We start from the raw sequence: 21,733 nt of genomic DNA, 5'->3' as shown, positions 1-21,733 counted from the left end.
TGGCTCCGGGTGCCGAAAGAGTGCAGTTCAGTGGGTTTCCGGTACGCCACCGCCGGCGGTGGCCTCAGCCGGCGGTGACGTACCGGTCGGTCTCAGAGGTTGGTCATGTCGACCGGGATCCGGGCCTCGGCGCCGTCCCGCAGGATGGTGGCCTCGATGAGTCCGTACGGGCGGTCGGCCGCGAAGTAGACCTCGTTGTCGTTCTTGAGCCCGAACGGCTCCAGGTCCACCAGGAAGTGGTGCTTGTTCGGCAGCGAGAACCGGATCTCGTCTATCTCACTGCGGCTGTTGATGATGCGTGAGCCCATCTGGTACATGGTCTGCTGCAGGGAGAGCGAGTATGTCTCGGCGAAGGCCTGGAGCATGTGCTTCTTCGCCTGCTCGTAGGACTTGTCCCAGTTCGGCATCCGGGCCGCGTCGTCGGTCCAGTTGTACCGCCACTTGGCGGAGACCGCGGTCGCGAGGATACGGTCGTAGGTCTCCTGGAGCGTCGTGTACTTGTCCTTGGCGTAGCCCCAGAACTCCGAGTTGGTGGAGTTCATCACCGTCAGGTCCTTCAGGCCGGAGATGACCTGCCACTTCTCCCCGTCGAAGGTGATCTCGGTGGTGCGCAGTTCCTGGCCCTTGCGGACGAAGGAGTGCCTGACCTCGTCGGCGCCGATGAACTGGGAGCTGTTGCCGGAGGTGGCGATGCGCTCCCAGGCGTACTCCTCGATCCGGATCCGCGCGACCTTGATCGCGTCCTGGGTCGTCACGAAGTGCCTGGCCAGGTGGATGCCGAACTGCTCGGCGGACTCGATGCCGTGCTCCTTGGCGAACGCGAACACCGTGTTCTTGGTGGCATCGGTCGTCAGGACGCTGGCGTTGGAGCCGGAGTAGTGGACGTCGTCCATGTCGCCGGAGAGGGCGACAGAGACGTTCAGGTCCTTGATGTGGTGGGTGTCGCCGTCCCGCGTGATCTTGACTACGCGGTTCTCTGCTTTGCCGTACTGGTTCTGGCCGAGAATCGTGGGCATGTCGGTGCTAGCTCCCTCGGTATACGGAGTAGCCGAACGGGTTGAGCAGCAGCGGTACGTGGAAGTGCTCACCCGGTACGACGGCGAATGTGATCGCCACCTCCGGGAAGAAAGCGCCGCTGTCCCTTACGCGGGGGGCGTCCTGCTGTGCCTCGGCTTGTTTCTTGGAGAAGTACGGCCCGGTCTCGAAGTCGAGCCGTACCTGGGTGGTTCCTTCCGGCAGGGCCGGCAGGTCCTTGCAGCGCCCGTCCGCGTCGGTCGCCGATCCGCCCAGTGCCACCCACTGCGCGTCGGGGCCGCTGCGGGCCGCGAGCGCGATGGCGACACCCTCGGCGGGGCGTCCCACGCTGGTGTCCAGGATGTGCGTGGACACCGATGCGGTGGTCTGTGTGCTCAAGACCTTCACTCTCCTTGTTCTGCGACTGCGGCGACCACGATGTCCAGCCGGATCCGGTTGATCCTGCCGAGCTCGACGCGCACCAACTCGCGCTCCCGCTCGGGTGTGTTGATGATCCGGGCCTTCATCGCGTCGCGCATCTGCTCGCCGGTCGCGCCGGTCGCGCAGATCAGAAAGACATGTCCGAACCTCTCCTGGTAGGCCAGGTTCAGTTCGAGCATCTCGACCTTGAGCTCCTCCGAGGCCCCGGCCATCCCCCGCTGTTCACGGGACGATGTCGGATCACCGGGTTTCGGGCGGCCGATCGGCGGGTGCCCCGCCATCGCCTCGGCCAGATCTTCCGCGGTCAGTTCGGCCGTTGCGGCGTCGCTGGCGAGGAAGAGGGCTTCCGCGGTGGCGAAAGGGCGCTGGGCGAGGATTTTGCTCCCCCAGGCAGAACTGGCGCACACCTCGTGGAGTACGGCTCGTGCCGCACTGTCCCGCAGGGTGTTGAACCGGGCGAGACCCTCGGGGGTTGCAGGGTCCTCCCCCGGCAAGCGCAGTGAACTCGAAGTCACGGGGACCTCCGTGGCCTTGTGAGGGGCCTTGTGCTGGACGGGCTGCGGACAGCTAACGCCCTCGGAAACACCACGTCAACACTTTGTTGAAAACTTGGAGAGACAAAAACCGCCGCCCGGTTACCGGGCGGCGGCCGACTGCTCCGAACCTGCAGTCATTCACCCTTGGTGGCGTTCTCCCTGTTCAGGTAGTTGTAGACGGTGAAACGGCTGACTCCGAGCGCACCTGCCACGGTCTCCACACCGTGCCGCACGGAGAAGGCCCCGCGCGACTCCAGTATCCGCACGACCGACTGTTTCGTCCTCCGGTCGAGCTCGGACAGCGGCATCCCGTGCCTGCGCTCCATCGCCACCAGTATGTGATCCAGCGAGTCGGAGAGCTGCGGCAGCCGCACGGCCAGGACGTCCTCACCCTCCCAGGCCAGGACCACGTCGTCCTCCGCCGCCTGTCCGGGTACGAGGATCTCGGCGCCCATGGCGTCGACCAGCGGCTTCACCGCGGCGATCAGCGGGTGCTCCCCCGGCGCGGTCACCGCGCCCCCTCCTCGCCGTCGGGCCCGATCACGTTCACCTGGAGCGAGACACGGGTGGCGCCCGCCCCCAGCGCACGGCGCAGCAGCGCGTCGACCGCGGTCAGTACGGCGTCGGATGCGCCTTCCGCGGTGTTGCCGAACGGTCCGACGTCCACCGCGTCCAGCTCGGCCGCCTGAATGACCTCGCGAGCCACCACCGCATGGGGTGGCGCATCGTCCAGGTCGAAGGGCTCGGTCGTGAATTCCACTCTCAATCGCACGCGCTCAACCTACTGCGCAGGCCACGAAATTCGGGAGCCCTCTTGACAGCCTCACGACCCACCAGGCAATCTTCCATCAAGTAGAAACTAACTTCCGCAATACGGAAGGAGCGCCGAACGCCTTATGGGCTACACGGACCAGCGCTTCGATGTGAACCTCTCGATCCTCTTCAAGGAACTCCCGCTCCTGGAGCGTCCCGCGGCTGCCGCCGCGGCGGGCTTCGGCGCGGTCGAGCTGTGGTGGCCCTGGATCGAGACCCCCACCCCTCCGCAGGCCGAGCTCGACGCCCTCAAGAAGGCGCTCGACGACGCCGGCACCCAGCTGGTGGGGCTCAACTTCTACGCCGGCCGGCTGCCCGGCCCGGACCGCGGCGCACTCTCCGTCCCCGGCCAGGAGTCCGACCGCTTCCGCGCCAACATCGACGTGGCGGCCGATTTCGCCGCGTCGGTCGGCTGCAAGGCGCTCAACGCGCTGTACGGCAACCGCGTCGAGGGCGTGGACCCGGCGGTCCAAGACGCACTGGCCCTGGAGAACCTCACGACAGCGGCCCGCGCGGCCGACCGGGTGGGCGCGATCCTGCTCATCGAGGCTCTCAACAAGCCGGAGTCGCCGCTCTGCCCGCTGGTGAGCGCCCCGGCCGCCATCGAGGTGGTCGACAAGGTCAACGCCCTGACGGGGCTCGGGAACGCGAAGTTCCTGCTCGACCTGTACCACCTGTCGATGAACGGCGAGGACCTCAACGAGGTGATCGACACCTACGCCGCACAGACCGGCCACGTACAGATCGCGGACAACCCCGGCCGCGGTGCGCCCGGTACGGGCACGCTGCCGCTGGAGGACCTGCTCGACCGGCTGACCAAGGCCGGATACGACGGCCGGGTCGGCCTGGAGTACAAGCCGGGCGACCGCCCGAGCGCCGAGGCCTTCGGCTGGCTCCCCAACTGACCGTCTCCACCCGCGTGTTGAAAGAGGCACCCCGCATGAGCAAGCTCCCCAAGGTCGCCTGGATCGGCCTCGGCATCATGGGCTCCCCGATGTCCGAGAACCTGATCAAGGCCGGCTACTCCGTGACCGGCTACACCCTGGAACAGGACAAGCTGGACCGGCTCTCGGCCGCCGGAGGCACCGCCGCCTCCTCGATCGCCGAGGCGGTACGCGACGCCGACGTGGTGATCACCATGGTGCCCGCGTCCCCTCAGGTCGAGGCCATCGCCTACGGCGCGGACGGCATCCTGGAGAACGCGAAGCCGGGCGCGCTGCTGATCGACATGTCGTCGATCACCCCGCAGACCTCGGTCGACCTGGGCAAGGCGGGCGGCGAGAAGGGCCTGCGGGTCCTGGACGCCCCGGTGTCCGGCGGCGAGGCCGGGGCCATCGAGGCCGTACTGTCCATCATGGTCGGCGGCGAGCAGGCCGACTTCGACGCCGCGAAGCCGATCCTGGACGCGCTGGGCAGGACCATCGTGCTCTGCGGTCCGCACGGCTCGGGCCAGACGGTGAAGGCCGCCAACCAGCTGATCGTGGCGGTCAACATCCAGGCCTGCGCCGAGGCCGTGGTCTTCCTGGAGAAGTCCGGCGTGAACCTGGCCGCGGCCCTCGACGTCCTCAACGGCGGGCTGGCCGGTTCGACCGTCCTGACCCGCAAGAAGGACAACTTCCTGAACCGGGACTTCAAGCCCGGCTTCCGGATCGACCTGCACCACAAGGACATGGGCATCGTCACCGACGCCGCCCGCAATGTCGGCGCCGCGCTGCCGGTGGGGGCGGTGGTCGCCCAGTTGGTCGCCTCGCTCCGCGCCCAGGGCGACGGCGGCCTGGACCACTCGGCGCTGCTGCGCTCGGTCGAGCGGCTGTCCGGCACCCAGGTCTGAGGCACCGCTCCTCCTCCTTCCGAGGCTCCGGCCTCCTCTCAACTCCGGGCCGCGGCAGCGCTGACACCTGTCCTGTCGCGCCCAGGCGCTGCCGCGGCCCGGTACCCCCGAACCTAAATTTCAACAAACTGTTGACGTGACGTTCGCAGCATATTTACGCTCCTCAAGCCGTCAGCAGCCCCAGTACGGAAGGTCCACGATGTCGAAGCGCGTGCTTACGACCGAGTCAGGCGCCCCGGTCGCCGACAACCAGAACTCCGCCACCGCCGGCGTCGGCGGCCCGATCCTCCTCCAGGACCAGCACCTGCTGGAGAAGCTCGCCCGGTTCAACCGCGAGCGCATCCCGGAGCGCGTCGTCCACGCCCGTGGCTCCGGCGCGTACGGCTACTTCGAGGTGACCGACGACGTCACCGGCTTCACCCGGGCCGACTTCCTCTCCGCCGTGGGCAGGCGCACCGAGACGTTCATCCGCTTCTCGACCGTGGCCGACTCGCTGGGCGGCGCGGACGCGGTCCGCGACCCGCGCGGCTTCGCGCTGAAGTTCTACACCGAGGAGGGCAATTACGACCTCGTCGGCAACAACACCCCGGTGTTCTTCATCAAGGACCCCATCAAGTTCCCGGACTTCATCCACTCCCAGAAGCGCGACCCGTTCACCGGCAAGCAGGAGCCGGACAACGTCTGGGACTTCTGGGCGCACTCCCCCGAGGCCACCCACCAGGTGACCTGGCTGATGGGCGACCGCGGCATCCCCGCCTCGTACCGCCACATGAACGGCTACGGCTCGCACACCTACCAGTGGACGAACGCCCGGGGCGAGGCCTTCTTCGTCAAGTACCACTTCAAGACCAACCAGGGTGTCCGCAGCCTCTCCGCGGACCAGGCCGCCGAGCTGGTGGGCAAGGACGCCAACAGCCACCAGACGGACCTGCTCCAGGCCATCGAGCGGGGCGTCAACCCGTCCTGGACGCTGCACGTCCAGGTCATGCCCGCCGCCGACGCCGCCGGCTACCGCTTCAACCCCTTCGACGTCACGAAGGTGTGGCCGCACAGCGACTACCCATTGCAGCGGGTGGGCCGACTGGTCCTCGACCGCAACCCGGACAACGTCTTCGCCGAGGTCGAGCAGGCCGCGTTCTCCCCGAACAACTTCGTTCCCGGGATCGGCCCTTCGCCCGACAAGATGCTCCAGGGCCGCCTGTTCGCGTACGCCGACGCACAGCGCTACCGCGTGGGCATCAACCACACGCAGCTGCCCGTCAACGCGCCGCGGAACGCCACGGCGGACAACTACGGCCGGGACGGCGCCATGGCGACCCGGCACGGCGCGCGCCACGACAAGAACTACGAGCCCAACTCGTACGCGGGACCGGCCCAGACGGACGCCGCACTGGCCGCCCCACTGGCCGTCTCCGGCTGGACCGGCGCCCACGCCGCCGCCGAGCACGCCAAGGACGACGACTTCTTCCAGGCGGGCGAGCTCTACCGGCTGATGTCCGAGGACGAGAAGTCCCGGCTGGTCGCCAACATCGCGGGCGGCCTCTCGCAGGTCACCCTCGACGACGTGGTCGAGAAGAACCTCGCGCACTTCCGCGCCGCGGACACCGAGTACGGCAAGCGCGTCGAGGAAGCCGTCCACGCCCTGCGCGAGGACTGAGCAGCACCGAGAGACGGCGCCGATGGTCCGACGGGAGGTCGGACCACCGGCGCAGTCCGTACCACCGGCCCGATGAGGGGTGGCCGGGGTGCGGACGAGCCTGCGGACCGCGGCGGAGTGACGATGCCAGTGCGGTGGTGAAGGCCCACCGGTCCCTTTCCTGACCTGAAGGTTCGGGACCGCGAGGGCCGATCGCCTCCGCCGCGGTCCCCTGCTTCCCCAACTGCCGTATCCATTACGGGAGTCAGGGATCGGCGAGCACCACCACAAGCCCCGCCCGGTGGCGCGAATGTCCTGTCGCGCCCAGTCTCGCGTCGTCGGGCGGCACCATATTCCGGTGCGGGAGCACGGAGCAGGGACTACGGTCTTCTGCTCCGTGCTTCTTCGTGCTGCGCGGGACCGGTACGGAGCAGTAGTCCCCCGGGCCTCGCGGCGCTTCCACCGAAGGGAATGTGCCATGACCGGACTCCGTCCGCCGACCGAGCCGTACGACCAGGGAATGCTCGACGTGGGTGACGGCAACCTCGTGTACTGGGAGGTCTGCGGCAACCCGGCCGGCAAACCGGCGCTCGTCGTCCACGGCGGTCCGGGCTCCGGCTGTTCGGCGCGCTCCCGCGCCCCGTTCGATCCGGAGCGCTATCGCATCGTCCTCTTCGACCAGCGCAACTGCGGCCGGTCCACCCCGCACGCCGCCGACCCCACGACCGACCTGGCCCACAACACCACCGCACACCTGATCGCCGACATGGAACGGCTCAGGGAGCACCTGGGGATCGAACGGTGGCTACTGCACGGCGGTTCATGGGGCTCGACGCTGATCCTCGCGTACGCCGAGGCACATCCGCACCGGGTGTCGGAGGTCGTCATCGCCGGGGTCACCATGACCAGGCGCTACGAGACGGACTGGCTGTACGGGGGCGTGGGCCGCTTCTTCCCCGAGGCGCTGGCCCGGTTCAGAGCGGGCGTGCCCGAGGCCGGGGACCTGGCAGAGGTCGTCCCGGCGTACGCGCGCCGCGCCGCGGACCCCGACCCGGAGGTGCGGGCGAAGGCCGTGGCCGACTGGTGCGCCTGGGAGGACGCGGTGCTCTCCCTGGAGCCGCACGGCTCGGCGCACCCCTACGGCGACCGGCCGTCGGCCGCCCGGGTGGCCCTGGTGCGCATCGCGTCCCACTACTTCTCGCACGGCGCGTGGCTGGAGGAAGGGGCGCTGCTGCGCGACGCGGACCGGCTGAGCGGAATCCCCGCCGTGCTGCTGCACGGACGGCACGATCTGAGCAGCCCGTACACGACCGCCTGGGAGCTCGCACAGGTCTGGCCGGACGCCGAGTTGACCGTGGCCGAGGACTCCGGACACAAGGGCAGCGCCACCATGGACGACCTGGTGCGCGCCGCCCTGGACCGGTTCAGTACACGCTGAGAGCTTCCGGTGGTCCGCCGGGAGCACGCCGGAGGGGCGGGGCGCCGTGGACCGGCGCCCCGCCCCTCCGGGTGGGTCCGTCAGGAGGTGACGAGCGGGAGGATCGCGGTCGGGGCGTGGCCCGGCTCGGTCGCGATGTCCTCGAACTCGTTGACGCCGGCGATGTCCGTGCCGCTCATCGAGATGTTGGTGATCCGCTCCAGGATCGCCTCGACGACGACCGGGACGCGGTACTCGGCGGCCAGCTTCTTCGCCTCCTCGAAGGCGGGCAGCAGCTGGTCGGGCTCGGTGACCCGGATCGCCTTGCAGCCGAGGCCCTCGGCGACCTTGACGTGGTCCACGCCGTAGACGCCGAGCTCCGGGGAGTTGATGTTCTCGAACTCCAGGTTGACCTCGAAGTTGATGTCCAGGTTGCGCTGCGCCTGCCGGATGAGGCCCAAGTAGGCGTTGTTCACCAGGACATGGACGTACGGGATGTGGTGCTGTGCGCCGACCGCAAGCTCTTCGAGCATGAACTGGAAGTCGTAGTCGCCGGAGAGCGCGACGACCGTGGCGTCCGGGTCGGCGGTCGCGACACCCAGCGCGGCCGGGATCGTCCAGCCGAGCGGGCCGGCCTGGCCGCAGTTGATCCAGTGGCGCGGCTTGAAGACGTGCAGCATCTGCGCGCCGGCGATCTGGGAGAGGCCGATGGTGGTGACGTAACGGGTGTCGGGGCCGAACGCGCGGTTCATCTCCTCGTACACGCGCTGCGGCTTCATCGGCACGTTGTCGAAGTGGGTACGGCGCTGGAGCCTGGCCTTGCGGTCCTGGGCGGACGCGGCCCACTCCGTACGGTCGGGAAGCCGTCCCGCGGCCTTCAGTTCGCGGGCGACCTCGACGAAGAGCTCCAGTGCCACCTTGGCGTCGGACGCGATCCCGAAGTCGGGGGCGAAGATCTTGCCGAGCTGGGTGGGCTCGATGTCGACGTGGACGAACGTGCGGCCCTTGGTGTACGTGTCGAGCCTGCCGGTGTGCCGGTTGGCCCAGCGGTTGCCGATGCCGAGGACGAAGTCCGACTCCAGGAACGTGGCGTTGCCGTAGCGGTGCGAGGTCTGGAGTCCGACCATGCCCGCGTTCAGCTCGTGGTCGTCGGCGAGGATGCCCCAGCCCATCAGGGTCGGGACCACCGGGATCCCGGTCAACTCGGCGAACTCCACGAGCAGTTCGGAGGCGTCGGCATTGATGATGCCGCCGCCCGCGACGATCAGCGGGCGCTCCGACTCGTTGAGGAGCGCGATCGCCTTCTCGATCTGGGCACGGGAGGCGACCGGCTTGTAGACCGGCAGCGGGGTGTAGGTCTCCGGGTCGAACTCGATCTCGGTGAGCTGGACGTCGACCGGCAGGTCGATGAGGACCGGGCCGGGCCGGCCCGAGCGCATCAGGTGGAAGGCCTGCTGGAAGACGCCGGGCACCTGGGCGGCCTCCATCACCGTGGTCGCCGCCTTGGTGACCGGCTTGGCGATCGAGGCGATGTCGACGGCCTGGAAGTCCTCCTTCTGGATCACCGCGGTCGGCGCCTGGCCGGTGATGCAGAGGATCGGGACGGAATCACCCGTCGCCGAGTAGAGACCGGTGATCATGTCGGTGCCCGCGGGGCCCGAAGTGCCGATGCAGACACCGATGTTGCCCGCGTGGGTACGGGTGTAGCCCTCGGCCATGTGCGAGGCGCCCTCGACGTGGCGCGCGAGCGTGTGCCGGACACCGCCGGCGGCCTTGAGGGCCGCGTAGAACGGGTTGATCGCCGCGCCCGGCACACCGAACGCGTTGGTGACGCCCTCGCGCTTGAGGATCTCGACTGCCGCTCGGGCAGCGGTCATACGGGGCATTGAGTACTCCTGCTCGGCCAGTCGGAGTGGGCCTCCTGTCGCGCCAACCTGAGATCGCCCAGTTCCGTCGTCTTCCGTAGTGTTTTCCGCATTACGGAAATTCACTTCTGCTATATGGAAGCAATCTAAGAGCTGGCTCCGCTTTCCGTCAAGGGAGGGCGCCGCGGATGTCGGGAACCGGCCCAATGTGCGAAGTCCCTCCCCAACGCCTCGCGCTTGGTGGACGATGGCCGCATGGGAGAGGGCATGGACGAGACCGCGAGGACGGGGGCGACAGCGGCGGGGTACGCGCTGGTGCGCTGCCCGGACTGCTTGCAGGAACACACCTACACGGCGCCCGCCCTGCCCTGCGCCTGTGGCGCCCCGCTCGCCCCACCACTGCTGACGGGCGCACCACCGGAGCCGATCACCCATCGGACCTGGTCCGACGGGTGGGTCACGGTGCGCTGCGGTTCCTGCGGACGCCAGGTCGAGTGGCCGCAGCCGGAACTCGGCTGCTCCTGCGGTACGGTCCTGCGGATTCCGGTGCGCCCGGTGGCGGCGCCCCCGCCCGCCCCGGGGAACACCCGGGCACCGGCGCACATCCCCCTGCCGCGCACGGCGGCGACCGTCCGTCCGCCCTTCCGGCCGACGGCGATCCGCACCTCGCGCGACGCGGTGTCGGCAGCCGCGCGGTATCTGGAGTGGCTGGGCTTCCGCGACGTCCTTCAGCCGGAGCGGCGGCCCGCGTCCGGGATAGACCTGCACGGCCCCGGGCTGGTCGCCTCCGTGGCCGCGACCAGCGGGCCGGCCGTCCTGCGGGACATCGAGTGCCTCTGGCTGAACGGGCTGACCACCTCGTCGGCGAGCGTCTTCTTCTCACTCACGGGGTACGCCGACGAGGCGCGCGCCCGCGCCGACGAACTCGCCGTCGCACTCTTCGTGATGGATCCGACCGGCGCCCCGCAGCCGGTCAACGGCCCGGCCGACGAACTCGTCGGCGCGGGCGCCCAGGAGCCCTGAGCGGCCACGGGATCACCACCGCAGCCGCTCGGGCCCGCACCTCACGGGCGGATGATCTGGCCCGGCTTCAGCTGGGCGGGGGCGAGCAGCTGGGGCACGGTGACAAAGGTGTAACCGCGCTCCTTCAGCGTGTCGATGATGCCCGAGACCGCGGGCACCGTGCCCTTGTAGATGTCGTGCAGCAGGATGATGCCGTCGGGCTTGGCCTGCTTGAGGGTCCGCTTCTCGATGAGCGCGGAGTCGTTCGTGGAGTAGTCCTTCGCGGTGGTGCTCCACAGCACCTGCGAGACGCCCAGCTCCTTGCATATCTTGGAGACGTCGTCGTTGGTACGGCCCTGCGGCGGACGCATCACCCGGGGCCGGGTGCCGGTGATCTTCTCCACCGCGACTTCGGTCTTCTCTATCTCCTCGCGGGCGACATCACCCTTCTCCTTGGTGAGGATCTTGTGCGTCCAGGTGTGGTTACCCACCTCGTGACCCTCGGCCGCCTCCCGCTTGACGAGCTCGGGGTACTTCATCACGTGGTCGCGGCCCAGCAGGAAGAACGTCGCGTGAACCTTCTTCTCCTTCAGCACGTCCAGCAGATGGGAGGTGTTCGGGCCGGGACCGGCGTCGAAGGTCAGCGCTATGCACTTGGCCTTACGGCAGTCGACCGGCCCGAAGGGGGCCGCACTCTTCTTGTCCGCGTGATCCCGCGCCTGGGACGGGGATGTGGTCTCCATCGAACAGCCGCTCAGCACGAGGGACATGAGCGCGGCCAGGGCGGCGACGGATCCGATCCGCCCGGCCGCCTTCTTCTTGAGCAATGACATGACCCGGACTATACCCAGCATGTATAGACCGGGTGTATACCGGGGTCCCCCCAGCGGTCACACCCCGTACCGCCTGCGCAGTTCCACCTTTCGTACCTTGCCGCTGACCGTCATGGGAAACGCGTCCAGGATCCGGATCCCGCGAGGAATCTTGTAGTGGGCGAGCCGGTCCCGGCAGAACGCCCGGATCTCGTCCAGCGTCGGCGGGTGGGCCGGGTCGCGCGGGATGACACAGGCCAGCACCTCCTCGCCGTACTTCTCGTCCGGCACACCGATCACCTGGACGTCGGCGATCTTGGGATGGGTGTACAGGAACTCCTCGACCTCACGCGGGTAGACGTTCTCCCCACCGCGAATGATCATGTCCTTGATCCGGCCGACGATCTGCACATAGCCGTCGTCCCGGACGACGGCGAGATCCCCGGTGTGCATCCAGCGGCCCGCGTCGATGACCTGGGCCGTCCTCTCGGCATCGTCCCAGTACCCGAGCATCACGCTGTAGCCACGGGTGCACAGTTCGCCCGTCTCGCCACGCTCCACCGTCGTGCCGGTCGCCGGATCGACGACCTTCACCTCCAGGTGCGGCAGGACCCGGCCCGCCGTCCCCGTGCGGCGCTCCAGATCGTCCTCCCGCCGGGTCTGGGTGGAGACCGGCGAGGTCTCCGTCATCCCGTAACAGATCGACACCTCCGCCATGTGCATCTCCGCGACGACCCGCCTCATCACCTCGGCCGGGCAGGGCGAGCCCGCCATGATGCCGGTGCGCAGCGAGGTGAGGTCGTACGTGGCGAAGTCCGGGAGGTTCAGCTCGGCGATGAACATCGTCGGGACGCCGTACAGCGAGGTGCAGCGCTCGCGCTCGACGGCGTGCAGCGTGGCCGCCGGTTCGAAGGAGGGGCCCGGGATCACGATGCACGCGCCGTGCGAGGTGGCCGCCAGATTCCCCATGACCATGCCGAAGCAGTGGTAGAAGGGGACCGGCAGACAGATCCGGTCCTTCTCCGAGTACCCCACCAACTCGCCGACGAAGTAACCGTTGTTGAGGATGTTGTGGTGGGAGAGGGTGGCGCCCTTCGGGAATCCGGTGGTGCCCGAGGTGTACTGGATGTTGATCGGCTCGTCGCAGGAGAGCCGGACGCCGGAGAGCTGCGCTTCGAGCGGCTCCGGCCGGGCGGCGGCGGTCAGTTCGTCCCAGGACGCGTCGCCGATGTAGTGCACGGACCGCAGCTCGGGGCAGTTGCCGCGCACCTCGTCGACCAGGGCCCGGTAGTCGCTCCCCTTGTGCCGCTGCGATGCGACGAGCAGCGTGATGCCGGCCTGCTTCAGGACGAACTCCAGCTCGTGGGAGCGGTAGGCCGGGTTGATGTTCACCATGATCGCGCCGATGCGGGCGGTGGCGTACTGGACGAGCACCCACTCGGGGCAGTTGACCGCCCAGATGCCGACCCGGTCGCCCTTGCCGACGCCGGTACCGAGGAGTCCCCGGGCCAGTTCGTCCACCGCCGCGCCGAACTGGCGGTAGGTCCAGCGCCGCCCGGACACCACGTCGACCAGTGCCTCGCGCCCGGGAAAGGCGGCGATCGTGCGGTCGAGGTTGCCGCCGATGGTGTCGCCGAGGAGCGGGGTCGAGCCGGTCCCGTGCTCGTAGGCGAGCGTCACCTCAGGTCCCCTTCCAGGTACTCCGCCGGGGAGCCCGCCGCTGTCGCCTCGCGCAGTTCGATCCTGCGGATCTTCCCGGAGACCGTCTTGGGCAGTTCGCCGAACTCGATCCGCCGGATCCGCTTGTACGGGGCGAGCACCGCACGTGAGTGCGCGAAGAGCAGCTTCGCCACGTCGGGTCCGGGCTCCCAGCCCTCGGCGAGTACGACGTACGCCTTCGGCACGGCGAGCCGCAGCGGATCGGGGGCCGGGACAACCGCGGCCTCCGCCACGGCCTCGTGCTCCAGGAGGGCGCTCTCCAGCTCGAACGGCGAGATCTTGTAGTCGGACGCCTTGAAGACGTCGTCGGACCGTCCGATGTAGGTGATGTAGCCGTCGGCGTCGCGCGAGCCGATGTCCCCGGTGCGGTAGTAACCACCGGCCATCGCCTCGGCGGTCCGCTCCGGCTCGCCCCAGTAGCCCGTCATCAGTCCGACCGGACGCGCGGCGAGATCGAGCGAGATCTCCCCTTCGCTCGCCCCGGGCTCCCCGGTGACCGGGTCGAGCAGTTCGACCTTGTACCCGGGTGTCGGACGGCCCATGGAGCCCGCTTTGAGCAGCTGCCCGGGGGAGTTGGCGACCTGGACGGCGGTCTCGGTCTGCCCGAAGCCGTCGCGGATCGTCACCCCCCACTCGCGCCGCACCGTCTCGATGACCTCCGGGTTGAGCGGCTCGCCCGCGGCTGCGACCTCGCGCGGCGGGGTCCGCAGCTGACCGAGGTCGGCCTGGATCAGCATCCGCCAGACGGTCGGCGGCGCGCAGAAGGACGTCACCCCCACCCGGTCCATCTCGGCCATCAGCCGGGTGGGGTCGAAGCGGGTGTAGTTGTGGATGAACACCGTCGCCTCGGCGTTCCACGGCGCGAAGAGGTTCGACCAGGCGTGCTTGGCCCAGCCGGGCGAGGAGATGTTGAGGTGGACGTCGCCGGGCCGCAGACCGATCCAGTACATCGTCGCCAGGTGGCCGACCGGGTAGGACGTGTGGGTGTGCTCGACCAGTTTGGGCCGGGCGGTCGTCCCGGAGGTGAAGTACAGCATCAGCGGATCGTCGGCGCCGGTGGGTCCGTCGGGCTCGAAGTCGGCGGAGGCGTCGGCGGCGTCCGCGTACGACAGCCAGCCCGCCGGGACGTCGTCACCGACCGCGATCCGGGTGTAAGTGCCCTCCACACCGGTGAACTTGGCGGTGTCCTCGGACCGTACGAGCACATGGCGGGCCCGGCCGCGGTCGATCCGGTCGCGCAGATCGACGGGCCCGAGCAGCGGGGTCGCCGGGATGACGACGGCGCGCAGCTTCATCGCGGCCAGCGCCGTCTCCCACAGTTCCTGCTGGTTGCCGAGCATGACGAGGATGCGGTCGCCCGGCCGGACGCCCCGGGCCCGCAGCCAGTTCGCCGCGCGGTCGGACCGCCTGGACATCTCGGCGAACGAGACCTTGCTCCCGGTGCCGTCCTCCTCGACGATGTGCAGCGCGGTCCGGTCGTTGTCCCGTGCGATGACGTCGAACCATTCGAGCGCCCAGTTGAAATGCTCGGGCCGCGGCCAGCTGAAGCCCTCGTAGGCCGTGCGGTACTCCTCGCGGTTCCGGAGCAGGAAATCCCGTGCGGACCGGAACTCCTCCGTCGCATTGGTCGACGCCATGTGTCCTCCTCGTTGCGGGACTGCTGCCCAGCATCGTGTAATCAGTGCCTCAGGTCTCACTACCCCCGAACGGGGGTCCAGGGGAGTGTCACCGGGGATACAGCCACCCGGGGCCCCGCCAGAAAGGAAATTCCGCGTGCCGGAGCCGGTCGAGGCAGTGGAGATGCGGGCGGCGCTGCTGCGGATGCGTCGCGCGACCGGGCTGCCGGTCGCCTTCGGCGGCCTGCTGACCGGTACCAGACAGCTGCGCATCGCCGAGCTGAGCGGTACGGCGACGCCGGCGCTGCGCGGGCTCGCGGTGTCCGCGGGCAACGGTCTGGGCGGCAAGTCGATCGCGCTGTCCCGCCCCTGCGCGGTGACCGACTACCACTCGTCGCTCCACATCAGCCACGAGTACGACACGGCGGTGGGCGCGGAGGGGCTGCGCGCGGTGCTCGCGGTGCCCGTGGTGGTGCGCCGCCAGGTGCGCGGGGTGCTGTACGGAGCGGTGCGCGAACCACTGGCGTTCGGTGACCGTACGTACAACGCGGCGGTCGAGGCGGCGCGCGACGTGGAGCAGTCCCTGGTCGTACGGGACGAGGTGCAGCGTCTCCTCGCGGCGGCCCGGGAGCCGGTGGCCGGACCCGGCGCGTGGGAGCACGTCCGGGAGGCGCACAGCGAACTGCGCGCGCTGGCCCCGCGCATCGTGGATCCGGAACTCCGTGGCGAACTCCTCGCGGTGTGCGGGCGGCTGGTCTGCGGAAGCCCGGAGCGGGAACGGCAGATCGTGCTGGCGCCCCGCGAGGTGGACGTACTGGCCTGGGTGGCCACGGGCGCGACGAACGCGGCGGCCGGGGCGCGGCTGGGCCTGAAACCCGAGACGGTGAAGGGCTATCTGCGGTCCGCGATGCGCAAACTGGGGGCGCACACCCGGCTGGAGGCGGTCGTTGCGGCGCGGCGGGCCGGTCTGCTGCCGTAGCATCCCGGCCGGGACCGCACGACGAGCAGCAGCCACGAGCAGCAGCACGGCCCACAGACCGAGCCGGAGCACGAGCCGGAGCACGAGCCGCATACCGGGAGCACGCATGACGCACTCACCCACCGACCGGCTCGTCGTCGCGCGGGCGGCCGAGGAGGACTGGTCCGCGATCAGCGAGTGGGCGCACGACGAAGGGTGGAATCCCGGAGTCCGCGACGCGCGGAGCTTCTTCGCCCAGGACCCCGACGGCTTCTTCATCGGCCGGCTGGGCGGGGAGCCGGTCTCCGCGATCTCCGTCGTCAACTACGGTGCGCGCTACGCCTTTCTGGGCTTCTACCTGGTCCGCCCGGATATGCGGGGGCGCGGCCACGGCCTGGCCACCTGGCGGGCCGCGCTGGCCCACGCGGGCGACCGGACCGTCGGTCTCGACGGTGTGGTGGCCCAGCAGGACAACTACCGCAGGTCAGGATTCACGGCGTCCCACCGCACCGTCCGCCACACCGGCACGCTGCCTGTCCGCAGCGCCGAGGCGGTCCGGCCCGCCGTGGCGTCGGACCGCGAGGTGCTCGCCGCGTACGACAGCGCGTGCTACCCGGCCGACCGTCCCCGGTTCCTGGAGAACTGGCTGACCACGGACGGCCATCGCGCGTTCGTCCGCGTCGTCGACCGGCGGCTGACCGGATTCGCGGTGATCCGGCCGGCCCGCACGTCCCTCCGTATCGGCCCGCTGTTCGCCGACTCCCCCTCCGATGCCGAAGCGCTGTACGGAGCGCTGGCGCAGGAGGCGGGTGCGACTCCGGTCGCGGTGGACGTACCGGAGTCCAACCGCGCGGGCACGGCGCTCGCGCGTTCGCTCGGGCTCACCCCTTCCTTCGAGACGGCCCGGATGTACACCGGGCCGATCCGACAGGTCGCGGAGCAGTGTGTCTACGGGGTCACCACGCTGGAACTCGGCTGACGGTCGGCTCCGCCCGTCGACGCGGGCTCGGGCGGAACCCCCAGGCAGTCCCGGAGCCGGGCGTGCCTGAACTGGTAGACGGCGCCCATCTGCCGCAGCACGCCGCGGCGTCTGGCGTCGTCGAGGAACCGCATGAGCCGCCACGGGGTCCTCCCGCGGGCCGCGAGCCAGAGCCGGTTCAGCGCGAAGGCGCCCCAGGCCCGGGTGAGACAGACCGCGAGCCCCACGGCGAGCCCGAACGTGAGGCCCACGAGGAGCCCGTCGGTGATGCCGGTCGACCGCGGGAACACCAGGCCTCCGATCATCATTCCGGCGATCCCGTAGGCCGCGCTCCCCACCCCGCCGAGCAGATAGCGCCCCAGCAGGGCTGCCGCGGAGCCACCGGCCAGTGCGAGGACGAGATCGAACCGCCCGTCCGCCACGGTCACGAATCTGACCTGCCGGGTGAAGGCGAACGCCATCGCGTAGAACAGTCCGAGCGACAGGGCGAGCGACAGGGTGAACAGCACGGCGGCGAGCCGGTCCTGGCGGAGAAGGCTGGGCGGGCTGGACACCCGGTTCGCGTCGACCGGCGCGTCCAGCCAGACGTGCACCCCGATGCCGAGCCCGAAGATCACGGCGAGCAGGGTGACCGTCACGGCCGTGAGCGACCAGCTGATTCCGAGCCCGACGCCGATCGCGACACCGATGCCGAACCGGCCGAGGAAGCGGGCCGCGGTACCCCTGAAGTGGAGTTCCACCCGCAGCGGCCCCGGCCGGTTCCCGACCCCGTGGGCGACGCAGCCCGCGAGGGTGAACGACAACCCGTAGATCAGCCCGACCACGGGTCCGGCGGCGAGTTCGCCGGTGGCCGCGAACAGCAGCCCCGGCGGCAGCCCCAGCAGGAGCCCGGTGACGCACCGCGGAACGGCCCCCTCCAGCTGCCACCAGGCCATCTCGTGCGTACCGGTGGCGCGGAGGTGCTGGGCGAGGAAGGTCAGCCACCGCTGGGCCTCCTCCTGCGAGTAGTGACGGACCGGCACGGTGGGGTTGTACGGTGCCGCCGGGCGCGGGTGGCGCGGGTAGACGGCGGGCAAGTAGGCGGCGAGCAGGTGCTGTTCGACCTCGTGCCGGTCCGGGAAGCGGGCCGGGTCGCAGAGTTCGGCCGGGTCCGTGGCGGGGTCCGTGTAGGCGGTGCGCGCCAGGTCGACCATCAGCGGAGTACCCAGTGCCCGCGCGAACGCTCCGGTCGGGTGCCCCCTCAGATGGTCGGCGACCGGCTGCCAGCGGGGGTCGCCGAGCCGTTTGCGGGCGGTGAGGAATCTGATGGCGTCCTCCAGGCCGACCGGTTCGATCTCGACGACCGCCGCCCGTGCCAGGATGCCGCCCTCGTGACGCACCGCTTGTTCGTACTCCGCGGTCCGGCAGGTGACCACGAGCGGGCGGCCGTCGGCCACGGCCTGGTCCAGGGCGTCGATGGCCGCCGCGTGCAGGGCCGGCGGTGTTTCGTCGAGACCGTCGAGCACCGGGATCAGAAGCCCCTCGGCCACCAGGCGTTCCGCCGCGTTCCAGCCGTAGGCCGCGGTGTTCGCCAGGCCCGGGTACTCCTCGACCAGTCTGCGCTCCAGCCAGAGGCGCAGATGCTCCCGGCGGGGGTTCCACGACGCCAGCGGGAGGAGCACCGGCACCGGCTCCCCCGGCGCCCGGTCGCGGAGCAGCCCGAGCGTCAGCTGGATGGCCAGTACCGTCTTGCCCGCGCCCGGCTCGCCGAGCACCACCAACTGGCGTGCCGGGAGCCTGCGGAACTTCGCCGCCACATCGGTGAGGTCCCCGCGCAGGGTCATCCGCTCGGGCCGGTCCCCGTCCGGCCGCACGCCCAGTACGGCCCCGGCAACCGCGGCGACCGGGCGGCCGGTGCTGGACCACCCGAGGTGGACCGGCTCGGGCCGGTTCAGCGACCGCATCTCCGCCTCCGCCGTCCACTGGCGGGTGATGGCCGCACCCAACTCCCGTACCGCTCCGGCCAGTCGAACCGTTTCAGCAGTGCGGGGACCGGGGTCGGTCGTGCCCGCCGCGGGCCGTTCGGCGGGCGCTGCGGGCCGTTCGGCGGGCGTCGGCGCTGCGGGGCCCGCGGGCCCGGACTCGCCGCGGAGTATGCGCGTGTAGAGCTCCTGGAGTTCGGGCCCCGGGTCGATGCCGAGTTCGTCGGCGAGCCCGCCGCACAGCCGGCGGTACACCGCGAGGGCCTCGACCTGGCTGCCACCGCGGAACAGCGCGCACATCAGTTGTCTGCTCAGGCGCTCGCGCAGCGGATGTTCGACGACCAGCCCCGCCAGTTCGTCGGCGACCTCGCGGTGTTCGCCCAGCGCCAGTTGCCAGTCGATGCACTCCTCGACGGCGTTGAGCCGCTGCTCGTCGAGCAGCGCCGCACGACTGGTCAGCAGCGGGGTGTCGAGGCCGTCCAGCGCGGCGCCCCGCCACAGTCGCAGCGCCGCGCGGGCCTCGGCCACGCCCTCCGCGAGCCGCCCCTCGGCGGCGGACAGCCGGGCCGCCGTGAGCCCCCGGTGGAACCGGAGCGAGTCGAGCTGATCGCAGGTGACCGTCATCCGGTAGCCGGGCCCGTCGGTGGCGATCAGGTCGTTCCCCGCCGGGCCCAGCCTCTCCCGAAGCGCCGAGACGCAGTTCTGAACCTGCTTGGTGGCGGTGGCCGGAGGACGTTCGTCCCACAGCGCCTCGACCAGTTTCGGTAACGAGACCACCGCGTTCGGCGCGAGCAGCAGAGCCGCGAGTACACGCTGATGACGCTGGCTCGGCAGCGGCACCCTCGCGGCCTCCGACCAGACCTCCAGTGTTCCGAGCACACGGAATTCCATCCCTGAGTACCTCTCCCCCGACAGAAACCTCAGTGATTTCGAGCGTACCGAGGATCATCCGGCCGTGGCCGCGCATTCGTATGACGGCACGAGGACCGGGTGATGACGGCGTGATGAGGCGCCCTGCCACGGTCGGTCCGCGGCTTCACCGGCCCGGGGTGCGCACCCCGGCCACGCTCGCCGCGGTCCACGGGAGCGAGTGGCGCTCCCGGTCCTTCTTCCATTCTTCCGCAGAACGGAGCACCCCATGCGTACACGTATCGGAGTTGCCGTCACGGCCCTGGCCGCGGTGGCCGGACTCGCCCTGGCGGCCCCGGCGTCGGCCGGCGGCATGACACCGCAGCAGCACGCGCCCGGCTCAGGGACCTACCCCTCGTCGGCCGCGGTGCACGGCTACCAGTTCCAGACGGAGCCGTACGGAATGAACGGCGCCTGGTGCGGACCGGCGGCGACACGGCTCGCCATCACCGCGCAGGGCAAGTACCCGTCGGTGTCGACGCTCGCGTCCGAGGAGAGGGCGGGCGGTTCCAGGAGCGGTGCCGGTACCGCCACCATCGGGCTGGTCACCACGTCGCTCAACAAGCACATAGGCCGGAACTTCTACCAGAACAAGACGTCCAAGAGCCTGACGACGCTCAAGCGGGACCTGCGCTACGACTTCACCCACGGCTACGTCATCGTGGCCAACGTCAAGGGGAGCGCCAAGGACACCCAGGGCCGTACCCGGCGCTACTCGGGCGGTCACTACCTCGATGTCGTGGGGTACTACAACGACGCGAGCCGGGTGACCATCGAGGACATCGCCTACCCGAGGACGCCCTCCTCGGGCAGCGGGTACCACCGTCGCTACAACATGACCACCGCCAACCTGCTGAACTGGATCAACTTCGGATACAGCGGGTACTCGGCCTGAGCCGCCGGCCCGTCGCTGTTCCGGTATCCGGCAGAAGTGCCGGTCCGAGGCAGGCCTCGCAGGCCCGCCGCCGCACCCCGGTAGCGGCGGCGGGCCTGCGGCTGCGCCCGGACACGTGCTACTTGTCGGCGGTGAGCCTGCCCCCGATGGCCCAGCTGTCGGTCGGCACCTCCTGGATCCAGACCTGTACGGCCTCGGCCGGGATCTTGAGCGAGTCGACGAAGGCGTCGGTGATCTGCTTGACCAGTTCGCGCTTGAGCTCGATGTCGCGCGGACCCTGCTGGACAGTGACGATCGGCATGGCTGAACTCCCGTTCCCACGGCGGCTTCCCGGTTGTTCCCGGGGTGTCTCACCGGCATGACCCCAGTCCATCCGACCGGCGGCCTCCGACCAACAGGCAGAGTGCGACAGCAGCGATCAGTTCTGGTGATCGTCGCTGGTGGAAGGCGTAGCGCAGGCTTTCAGCAGCTGATCGAGGCAGCGCGGCGGGGCGGACTGCCGCACGGCGAGCGAGGTGGACAGAGCCAGGGGACGCGCGCGGAAGGGCAGGAACGCCACGCGTGGGCTGTGCAGTTGGCGGGCGTGCGCGGCGTACACGACGGTCCACTGCGGGATCGCGGACGCGCCGATGGTCGCGAGGGTGTCCTGGAGCGAGCCGCCGACCGGTCCCGGCAGCGGCTCGAATCCGGCCTCGTGGCAGGCGTTCACGACGAGGTCGACGAGTGCCGGGTTGGTACGGCGGGCGGTGATCCTCAGCTGGAGCGGGGCCAGGTCCGACAGATCGACGTCCCGCCGCGCGGCGAGCGGATGCCCGGCCGGGACGACCGCGACCAGGGGTTCCTCCCAGAGCGGGATGATCCGTACGCCGAGAGCGGGCTCCGGGGAGCGTACGAACGCCGCATCGAGCCGACCGTCCGCGACCTGCTCCAGCCGGGCCCGGGTGGGCGCGGAGACCAACTCGACCGCGGTGTCGGGGGCGAGAGCGGCGAAGGCGGCCAGTACCCGGTCCAGATGGGCACCGAGACCGGTACTCGTCCCCAGGCGCAGGGAGGTGCGCGGGGCGACGGCCGCGCGCGCCCGGTCCGCCGCTGTGAGCACGGCCCGCGCCTCGGGCAGCAGCCGCTCCCCCGCCCCGGTGAGCCGTACGTGCCGGGGTGAGCGGTCGAAGAGCTCCGCGCCCAGCTCCCGCTCCAGGCGCCGGATCTGCTGGCTCACCGCGGACTGGACTATGTGCAGCCGTTCGGCGGCCCGCCCGAAGTGCAGTTCCTCGGCGACGGTCACGAAATAGCTGAGCTGGCGCAACTCCATGTCCTGGACAGTAACGACCT

20 protein-coding genes are annotated in these 21,733 nt (G+C 70.1%); 8 read left to right on the top strand and 12 right to left on the bottom strand.

Translation table 11 applies throughout. From position 1 onward, the window contains the following. Positions 1-92 precede the first annotated feature (92 nt). From pucL to NBY69_RS34160, 5 genes are all read right to left on the bottom strand, one after another. Complete coding sequence (gene pucL / locus NBY69_RS34180) at positions 93-1,016, bottom strand: factor-independent urate hydroxylase (protein ID WP_250305984.1); 924 nt, start codon at positions 1,014-1,016, stop codon at positions 93-95. Positions 1,017-1,023: 7 nt separating this feature from the next. Beyond that, a complete protein-coding gene (gene uraH, locus NBY69_RS34175) occupies positions 1,024-1,413 on the bottom strand; it encodes a hydroxyisourate hydrolase (RefSeq protein ID WP_250305983.1) in 390 nt (129 codons plus the stop codon). A 5-nt stretch (positions 1,414-1,418) separates the two neighbouring features. Further along, on the bottom strand, positions 1,419-1,970 hold the full coding sequence (gene uraD, locus NBY69_RS34170) for a 2-oxo-4-hydroxy-4-carboxy-5-ureidoimidazoline decarboxylase (protein WP_250305982.1): 552 nt from the start codon (positions 1,968-1,970) through the stop codon (positions 1,419-1,421). Between the two features lie 155 nt (positions 1,971-2,125). Next, entirely contained in the window at positions 2,126-2,503 is a 378-nt protein-coding gene (locus tag NBY69_RS34165; RefSeq protein ID WP_250305977.1) for a helix-turn-helix domain-containing protein, read from the bottom strand. Next, the gene (locus tag NBY69_RS34160; protein ID WP_250305975.1) at positions 2,500-2,763 is read right to left on the bottom strand and encodes a hypothetical protein; all 264 of its coding nucleotides are present in this window, start codon (positions 2,761-2,763) and stop codon (positions 2,500-2,502) included. Before NBY69_RS34160 ends, NBY69_RS34165 begins: the two co-directional genes overlap by 4 nt. Positions 2,764-2,887: 124 nt before the next feature. Here NBY69_RS34160 and NBY69_RS34155 point away from each other — a divergent pair, with 124 nt between their 5' ends. The 4 genes from NBY69_RS34155 to pip all read left to right on the top strand — a co-directional run bounded on the left by NBY69_RS34155 (position 2,888) and on the right by pip (position 7,709). Then, positions 2,888-3,709: a TIM barrel protein gene (locus tag NBY69_RS34155; RefSeq protein ID WP_250305974.1), complete on the top strand. Its 822-nt coding sequence runs from the start codon at positions 2,888-2,890 to the stop codon at positions 3,707-3,709. 35 nt (positions 3,710-3,744) lie between these two features. Next, complete coding sequence (locus NBY69_RS34150) at positions 3,745-4,635, top strand: 2-hydroxy-3-oxopropionate reductase (RefSeq protein WP_250305973.1); 891 nt, start codon at positions 3,745-3,747, stop codon at positions 4,633-4,635. Between the two features lie 199 nt (positions 4,636-4,834). After that, positions 4,835-6,292: a catalase gene (locus NBY69_RS34145; RefSeq protein ID WP_250305971.1), complete on the top strand. Its 1,458-nt coding sequence runs from the start codon at positions 4,835-4,837 to the stop codon at positions 6,290-6,292. Positions 6,293-6,749: 457 nt separating this feature from the next. Then, positions 6,750-7,709 (top strand): prolyl aminopeptidase, encoded by a 960-nt coding sequence (gene pip, locus NBY69_RS34140; protein WP_250305970.1) that lies wholly within the window; start codon positions 6,750-6,752, stop codon positions 7,707-7,709. Positions 7,710-7,789: 80 nt separating this feature from the next. Here pip and gcl read toward each other — a convergent pair whose 3' ends face one another. Next, entirely contained in the window at positions 7,790-9,574 is a 1,785-nt protein-coding gene (gene gcl / locus NBY69_RS34135; protein ID WP_250305968.1) for a glyoxylate carboligase, read from the bottom strand. A gap of 234 nt (positions 9,575-9,808) precedes the next feature. On the opposite strand from gcl, the gene NBY69_RS34130 reads away from it, so the two are divergent. Next, positions 9,809-10,576: a hypothetical protein gene (locus tag NBY69_RS34130; protein WP_250305966.1), complete on the top strand. Its 768-nt coding sequence runs from the start codon at positions 9,809-9,811 to the stop codon at positions 10,574-10,576. Between the two features lie 41 nt (positions 10,577-10,617). Here the strand turns inward: NBY69_RS34130 and NBY69_RS34125 are convergent, their stop codons facing one another. The 3 genes from NBY69_RS34125 to NBY69_RS34115 are packed head-to-tail and all read right to left on the bottom strand — an operon-like array spanning position 10,618 to position 14,723. Then, positions 10,618-11,388 (bottom strand): polysaccharide deacetylase family protein, encoded by a 771-nt coding sequence (locus NBY69_RS34125; RefSeq protein WP_250305965.1) that lies wholly within the window; start codon positions 11,386-11,388, stop codon positions 10,618-10,620. Positions 11,389-11,445: 57 nt separating this feature from the next. Continuing rightward, positions 11,446-13,047, bottom strand: a complete 1,602-nt coding sequence (locus tag NBY69_RS34120; RefSeq protein WP_250305963.1) for an AMP-binding protein — start codon at positions 13,045-13,047, stop codon at positions 11,446-11,448. Continuing rightward, complete coding sequence (locus NBY69_RS34115; protein ID WP_250305961.1) at positions 13,044-14,723, bottom strand: AMP-binding protein; 1,680 nt, start codon at positions 14,721-14,723, stop codon at positions 13,044-13,046. Before NBY69_RS34115 ends, NBY69_RS34120 begins: the two co-directional genes overlap by 4 nt. A gap of 136 nt (positions 14,724-14,859) precedes the next feature. Between NBY69_RS34115 and NBY69_RS34110 the strand changes: the two genes are divergently transcribed. Together NBY69_RS34110 and NBY69_RS34105 are read left to right on the top strand one after the other, a co-directional pair. Then, complete coding sequence (locus tag NBY69_RS34110; RefSeq protein ID WP_250305960.1) at positions 14,860-15,681, top strand: response regulator transcription factor; 822 nt, start codon at positions 14,860-14,862, stop codon at positions 15,679-15,681. 106 nt (positions 15,682-15,787) lie between these two features. After that, positions 15,788-16,639: a GNAT family N-acetyltransferase gene (locus NBY69_RS34105; RefSeq protein WP_250305959.1), complete on the top strand. Its 852-nt coding sequence runs from the start codon at positions 15,788-15,790 to the stop codon at positions 16,637-16,639. Here the strand turns inward: NBY69_RS34105 and NBY69_RS34100 are convergent. Next, positions 16,609-19,479, bottom strand: a complete 2,871-nt coding sequence (locus NBY69_RS34100) for a BTAD domain-containing putative transcriptional regulator (RefSeq protein WP_250305955.1) — start codon at positions 19,477-19,479, stop codon at positions 16,609-16,611. The two genes, NBY69_RS34105 and NBY69_RS34100, sit on opposite strands and share 31 nt — an antisense overlap. A 259-nt stretch (positions 19,480-19,738) precedes the next feature. Between NBY69_RS34100 and NBY69_RS34095 the strand changes: the two genes are divergently transcribed. After that, the gene (locus tag NBY69_RS34095) at positions 19,739-20,404 is read left to right on the top strand and encodes a C39 family peptidase (protein ID WP_250305953.1); all 666 of its coding nucleotides are present in this window, start codon (positions 19,739-19,741) and stop codon (positions 20,402-20,404) included. 118 nt (positions 20,405-20,522) lie between these two features. On the opposite strand, the gene dmpI is transcribed toward NBY69_RS34095, so the two are convergent. Continuing rightward, a complete protein-coding gene (gene dmpI / locus NBY69_RS34090; RefSeq protein ID WP_250305952.1) occupies positions 20,523-20,705 on the bottom strand; it encodes a 4-oxalocrotonate tautomerase DmpI in 183 nt (60 codons plus the stop codon). Positions 20,706-20,822: 117 nt separating this feature from the next. Continuing rightward, complete coding sequence (locus tag NBY69_RS34085; protein ID WP_250305950.1) at positions 20,823-21,713, bottom strand: LysR family transcriptional regulator; 891 nt, start codon at positions 21,711-21,713, stop codon at positions 20,823-20,825. Between the last annotated feature and the right edge of the window lie 20 nt (positions 21,714-21,733).

Origin of the sequence: Streptomyces sp. A 4/2 (assembly GCF_940670765.1) — a bacterium.
Classification (GTDB): domain Bacteria; phylum Actinomycetota; class Actinomycetes; order Streptomycetales; family Streptomycetaceae; genus Streptomyces.
The sequence above is the reverse complement of the archived record's forward strand: the minus strand, read 5'-3'. Positions and strand labels throughout refer to the sequence as shown.

Excerpts from the sequence above, each read along its gene's own strand:
- pucL (WP_250305984.1), bottom strand. The coding sequence starts at position 1,016 with ATGCCCACGATTCTCGGCCAGAACCAGTACGGCAAAGCAGAGAACCGC.
- NBY69_RS34155 (WP_250305974.1), top strand. The coding sequence starts at position 2,888 with ATGGGCTACACGGACCAGCGCTTCGATGTGAACCTCTCGATCCTCTTC.
- NBY69_RS34150 (WP_250305973.1), top strand. The coding sequence starts at position 3,745 with ATGAGCAAGCTCCCCAAGGTCGCCTGGATCGGCCTCGGCATCATGGGC.
- NBY69_RS34145 (WP_250305971.1), top strand. The coding sequence starts at position 4,835 with ATGTCGAAGCGCGTGCTTACGACCGAGTCAGGCGCCCCGGTCGCCGAC.
- pip (WP_250305970.1), top strand. The coding sequence starts at position 6,750 with ATGACCGGACTCCGTCCGCCGACCGAGCCGTACGACCAGGGAATGCTC.
- gcl (WP_250305968.1), bottom strand. The coding sequence starts at position 9,574 with ATGCCCCGTATGACCGCTGCCCGAGCGGCAGTCGAGATCCTCAAGCGC.
- NBY69_RS34130 (WP_250305966.1), top strand. The coding sequence starts at position 9,809 with ATGGGAGAGGGCATGGACGAGACCGCGAGGACGGGGGCGACAGCGGCG.
- NBY69_RS34125 (WP_250305965.1), bottom strand. The coding sequence starts at position 11,388 with ATGTCATTGCTCAAGAAGAAGGCGGCCGGGCGGATCGGATCCGTCGCC.
- NBY69_RS34115 (WP_250305961.1), bottom strand. The coding sequence starts at position 14,723 with ATGGCGTCGACCAATGCGACGGAGGAGTTCCGGTCCGCACGGGATTTC.
- NBY69_RS34105 (WP_250305959.1), top strand. The coding sequence starts at position 15,788 with ATGACGCACTCACCCACCGACCGGCTCGTCGTCGCGCGGGCGGCCGAG.
- NBY69_RS34095 (WP_250305953.1), top strand. The coding sequence starts at position 19,739 with ATGCGTACACGTATCGGAGTTGCCGTCACGGCCCTGGCCGCGGTGGCC.
- dmpI (WP_250305952.1), bottom strand. The coding sequence starts at position 20,705 with ATGCCGATCGTCACTGTCCAGCAGGGTCCGCGCGACATCGAGCTCAAG.
- NBY69_RS34085 (WP_250305950.1), bottom strand. The coding sequence starts at position 21,713 with ATGGAGTTGCGCCAGCTCAGCTATTTCGTGACCGTCGCCGAGGAACTG.